This is a genomic window from Anaerococcus tetradius ATCC 35098 (genome assembly GCF_000159095.1).
GTDB lineage: Bacteria > Bacillota > Clostridia > Tissierellales > Peptoniphilaceae > Anaerococcus > Anaerococcus tetradius.
This window is the reverse complement of record NZ_GG666298.1, coordinates 4564-8998: the sequence shown is the minus strand read 5'-3', so window position 1 is coordinate 8998 and position 4435 is coordinate 4564. Positions and strand designations below refer to the sequence as shown.

Annotated in this window: 5 protein-coding genes and 2 pseudogenes; all 7 read right to left on the bottom strand. The window is 29.5% G+C overall.

Going from position 1 to position 4435, the window contains the following annotated elements; translation table 11 throughout:
- Positions 1 to 1623 (bottom strand): annotated as a pseudogene (locus HMPREF0077_RS06925) (VirB4-like conjugal transfer ATPase, CD1110 family); the annotation flags it as partial.
- Positions 1620 to 1958, bottom strand: coding sequence for a PrgI family protein (locus HMPREF0077_RS06920; RefSeq protein ID WP_004837294.1), 339 nt, complete (start codon positions 1956 to 1958; stop codon positions 1620 to 1622). The gene HMPREF0077_RS06920 and the pseudogene HMPREF0077_RS06925, both read right to left, overlap by 4 nt.
- A pseudogene (locus HMPREF0077_RS06915) lies at positions 1958 to 2214 on the bottom strand (hypothetical protein). The gene HMPREF0077_RS06920 and the pseudogene HMPREF0077_RS06915 overlap by 1 nt, the downstream one beginning before the upstream one ends.
- 17 nt (positions 2215 to 2231) lie before the next feature.
- Positions 2232 to 3095, bottom strand: a complete 864-nt coding sequence (locus HMPREF0077_RS06910; RefSeq protein WP_004837292.1) for a VirB6/TrbL-like conjugal transfer protein, CD1112 family — start codon at positions 3093 to 3095, stop codon at positions 2232 to 2234.
- Position 3096: 1 nt separating this feature from the next.
- Positions 3097 to 3312, bottom strand: coding sequence for a Maff2 family mobile element protein (locus tag HMPREF0077_RS06905; protein WP_002838961.1), 216 nt, complete (start codon positions 3310 to 3312; stop codon positions 3097 to 3099).
- Positions 3313 to 3636 carry a hypothetical protein gene (locus HMPREF0077_RS06900; RefSeq protein ID WP_002838912.1) on the bottom strand — a complete coding sequence of 108 codons (324 nt, stop codon included), beginning with the start codon at positions 3634 to 3636 and terminating at the stop codon, positions 3313 to 3315.
- A gap of 190 nt (positions 3637 to 3826) precedes the next feature.
- Positions 3827 to 4435, bottom strand: a 609-nt coding sequence (locus tag HMPREF0077_RS06895; RefSeq protein ID WP_004837291.1) for an Abi family protein, incomplete at its 5' end; no start/stop codon positions are given.

The following is a 4435-nucleotide window of genomic DNA, read 5'->3' as shown; positions in this document are numbered from 1 at the left end:
TTTATATAATCCTTACTTGTTGGCGATATTTTTATAACTTCTCCACCTAGTGCCTTAGTTAAATTTCCATACTCCCCTTCCGGATCACATAATGATGTCATCTTGTGTGATTAAAAAAGCATTGGTAATTTCTCTTTTAGCCGAAAAAGATTTACCACTACCAGGCGTTCCAAGTATTAAACCGTTTGGATTCTTTAAAAGCTTTCTATCTGTCATAATGATGTTACGACTTAAAGCATTTAATCCGTAGTATAAGCTCTCTCCTTCTAAGCACAACTCTTCTGTTGTAAAAGGAATAAAGACTGCTGTAGAGCTAGTTGTAAGTCCTCTTTTTATTTCGATTTCATTTTTTCCAAGTGGCAGGGAGGAAATTAGTCCTTGTTCCTGTCTATAGTTAAGATTTTTCAATACACAATTATGCCTACCTGCTATTGAATTTAGTTGAAAGATTATATTACTCAATTTCTTTCTACTTTTTTCCATATTTGTAAACAAAATAGTTATGACAAACATTCTCTCATTATGATTTTGAAGTTCTACCAATAGTTTCTTAGCATCATTACCATAGGTAATTAAATCGCTTGGAAGAATATCAATATCATATCCTGATCTTATAGCCTTCTTATTTTCTTCAATTTTCATTTTATCCAAGTCTGTTATTTTTCTTTTAATCATCTTTATAGCTTCTGTTTGATCAATGGAATTTATATGAAATGTTACAATCATATTTTCTTCAACTCCTAAAAATTCTGATAATAATCTATCTGATAATTCAGGTGCTAGAATTTGTAGAAAGTTTACTTCTCCAAAGTATTCTCCAATTTTAAATTGATTGTTAGATGAAAAGTTAAATGATGCTGGTACTATATAATCCTTAGTAGATAGTCCACTATATTTTAGGTCTTCAAATGAAAAAACAAAATTCTTATTTGGATTTAAGATATCGTGAATAACCTTTAACCTTTCATATCCACTTAATACATAAGCTTTTACTCCCATCTGCTTAAAGTTATTTAATATATCCATTTCCATTCTTTCAAGTCTTGTAGTTGCCTCTTTTAAATCTTGTGCTTGTAAGCTAAAGGTGATATACATATATTTAGTAAGTCCATTATTTCCTTTTTGACTCTGATTTTTTAGCATTTCCCTGTACTCTTTTCGTATTTCATTATATGAATCGTTTCTATCCGGAACATTGATGTTTTTTTCTACTTCTTCATTTTTTCCTATGCGATTAATATATGAAAGTTCTATATCAACACTTGGATCAAAATAGTTTAAAAAACTTGAAAATTCATTAAATATACTTTCCTTATCTTCTTCTGTTGAAAGCTGGTAGTTAATATCTAAAAAACGTATCATTTTATTAAATTTGTTCTTCTCAACTTGGCAAATCCCATTTCTCAACATTCTTAAATAAGGGATTGTTTCCTGAACACTCTTTTTCTTCTTCCCACCAAAAAAGGAAAGCTTCTTTTTGGGCTTTCCTTTTTCTTTAGAAATATTTGCTTTTTTCATCTTTTTTTGACTTATACTAATGCTTTTTAAATCTTCTTTTTGTTTTTTTAAATTTCTTTTTTCTTGATTTAATTTTTTCTGTTGTTTTTTCTGTATTTGATTCATTTACTCCTTTCCTTTCTTTGTTTCTTTATATCATAAATACATTCTGTCTTGTATATCCTTATACTTGTCTGTCTTTTCTTATCTATAATATACTTTAAATATTTTTCAAAATAGATCCCGTCCTTTTCATAAAGAGTTGCAAATATTATAGGAAAAGACACACCTATCATAATTAACATAGATAGGTCATTAGGAAGCACTTTTTTTGTCATTAAATATACTGGAAATCCTATTAGACCTGCAATTGTAAAGCCAATTAATTGTCTTTTTGTTAGATTTAGAGCTACCTTTGTTTTTACTTTTGTTAAGTCCTTTGGGACATTTACATAAGCCATTATTCTAAACCCTCTAAGTAAAAGTCATATATGTCTTCTCTGTTCAGATCTTCTAATGATTTTCCCATATTCACTGCTATTTTTAAGGTTTTTCATTCGTTTCTTCTCTATTATCTAAAACTTCCGATATTTTTCTTATAATCATTCTATTTTGTATTTCTCTTGTAATATATCCCCCTATTAAAAGTATTGGGAGTCCTATTGTTCCAAGTGTTTTTAGATTAATTTTTTTGTCCTTTTTTCTTCTAATTTTCATCATCTTCTCCTTTTTTATTAATGAGCATTTAAAATTGATTTTGCAATACTTCCTGATTTCATCATAGTTATACCAAGTATTAAGGTGTATCCTAGTAATTCAAAAATACTTTTGTGTATGTCTGATATATTTAAAGTCTTAACAAGTACGGCATAAATTCCTACGCATATAAGTAGGAATAAACCTTGCAAGCCAAGTGCGAAGAGCCCTCTTATATAGTTTGTTCCAATACTTCCCCATTCTTTATTGCCCATTGTGGCAAAAGGTATGGCGCAAACTGAAGTATAAATATATATTTCTATCATCCTGCCGTATAGAATAACTGTAATGAGTATTGATATCCCTTGAATTATCATCTTTACAATTGATGTCTCTAGTACTATAGTCATTAATTTTCCTATTGACTCTCCTTTTAGGCTATCTACCATATTAGCTATATCACCTGGAGAAACTTTTGCACTAGCATTTGCCACACCTGCTGCCTTTCCTATTAAATCCTGTGCCACATCAAATACTGCCATAGAAAAGTCAAAAGCATGAGATACAAGCCATACTGCTATCCACATTTTTATCATATATTTAAAAAAATCAAAGGTATCTGTGTCATGCATATTATTTTTGTTCATTACCATTTGAATTAATTCAATACATAGTACAGCCGTTATGATAAGACCTGCTATGGGAAGTATAACATTTTCTGAAATAGACTTTATGAAGTGAAAAACCTCCGAGTTCCATCCACTCGGAGTCTTTCCTACCTCATTTGCTATCGTTGATACTTTGTCATTTATATCAAGGAGCATTCCGCTTAAATTTTCCTTGATCATATCAATAAGTATCTCCGAAAAAAACTCTTTGATCTTATCTACTATATTAAACATTTTATTTTAACACGTTTGCTAATAGCGGTATTAGTTTTAAACCTATGAGTACAATTCCCCCTCCAGCCATAAGCTGCTTAATACCTTGAGATTTAGCACCAGGGTTGTCATTCCCATAACCTTCCATCAGGTTGATAACACCCCATGCTCCAAGCCCTGCACCAATTGCTGTAACTAATATTTTTAATACATTTACTGCTTGTGTAAAAAATTCCATTTATATTTCCTCCTCTTTTTCTTCTTTTTCAATTTTATTTATGTGCTTTACTATAAAATTTTTAAATGTCTTGTCTTCTTTTTTTGTTTCCTTAAAATATCCAAAAATATGGATGTATTCTCCACTTTTAAATTCCTTCACACTTTTTGCCTTTTCTCCGTAGAGATTACAGTAGATATATTCTTTTTTAACCTTTCCTTCTTCTTTGTTCTTTCTAACTATTGTGAAGTTAGCTACCTCTTTTTCTCCTTCCTTTGTATCTATTGCAGTTGTTTTTATTTCTCCTACTAGATTTCCATTAATATTTAGCATTTCTCTTTCCATTTGTTCTATCTCCTTTATTCCATAAAAAAAGCGATAGTTTTCTCTATCGCTTCTACTTCTAATTCATTAATATTTCATTTTTCTCTGTATCTTATTTTTTCGGCTCATCTCGTATATATTTCATTCTTCCTCCTTTGGGCATAAAAAAACACCGAAATGTTTTTTTCGGTGTAAATTTCTCTATTTAATTTTATGGTTTTAGTAATTCTTTCCAGTTTTCTATAAAGCCAACATGTCTTAATTCAATATTTTCATATCTTGCTATTAGTTCTGTTAGATCATGATAAAATTTTTTGTAATTTTCTTCTTCAGAAACTATTTTAAGATTTACTAATGTAGCAAATATTGTGTTGTTTGAAATATTCTTTTTTAAGTATTCTTTGTATAGCTTTGGTGATTTTGTAAGCTTTGCTCCATATAGCCTGCCATAGTGAGCACATATATTTCTTATATAGGCAAAATTTTCTATCCAAGATTCAAAGTAATGGTAGTCTGTATGAAAGACTTTTGCAATTTTACTTTTATCTTCATTTTTCATATTCTTATACATTTTAGATAAAGTTCCAAAACTTGCTACTTCTATCACTGCATAGAGTGGAATTTCTCCACCTTCATAATTGTCTTTAAAGTTTTTTATAAATGGTGAGCGTCTATTTCTTTTAACTTCCCTTGCTAATTCTTCTAGTACCCTTTCTTGTTCCTTTTGTTTCTCAAAATTATTCATATCTTTATATGAAAAGTTCCCATATCTTAAAGAAAAATAGTTTGTGATAACTGCTCTTAAAGAAACTTCAATATG

Bases quoted from the DNA above. Each gene is read 5' to 3' on its own strand.
- HMPREF0077_RS06920 (WP_004837294.1), bottom strand. From the start codon at position 1,958: ATGGCTTATGTAAATGTCCCAAAGGACTTAACAAAAGTAAAAACAAAG.
- HMPREF0077_RS06910 (WP_004837292.1), bottom strand. From the start codon at position 3,095: ATGTTTAATATAGTAGATAAGATCAAAGAGTTTTTTTCGGAGATACTT.
- HMPREF0077_RS06905 (WP_002838961.1), bottom strand. From the start codon at position 3,312: ATGGAATTTTTTACACAAGCAGTAAATGTATTAAAAATATTAGTTACA.
- HMPREF0077_RS06900 (WP_002838912.1), bottom strand. From the start codon at position 3,636: ATGGAAAGAGAAATGCTAAATATTAATGGAAATCTAGTAGGAGAAATA.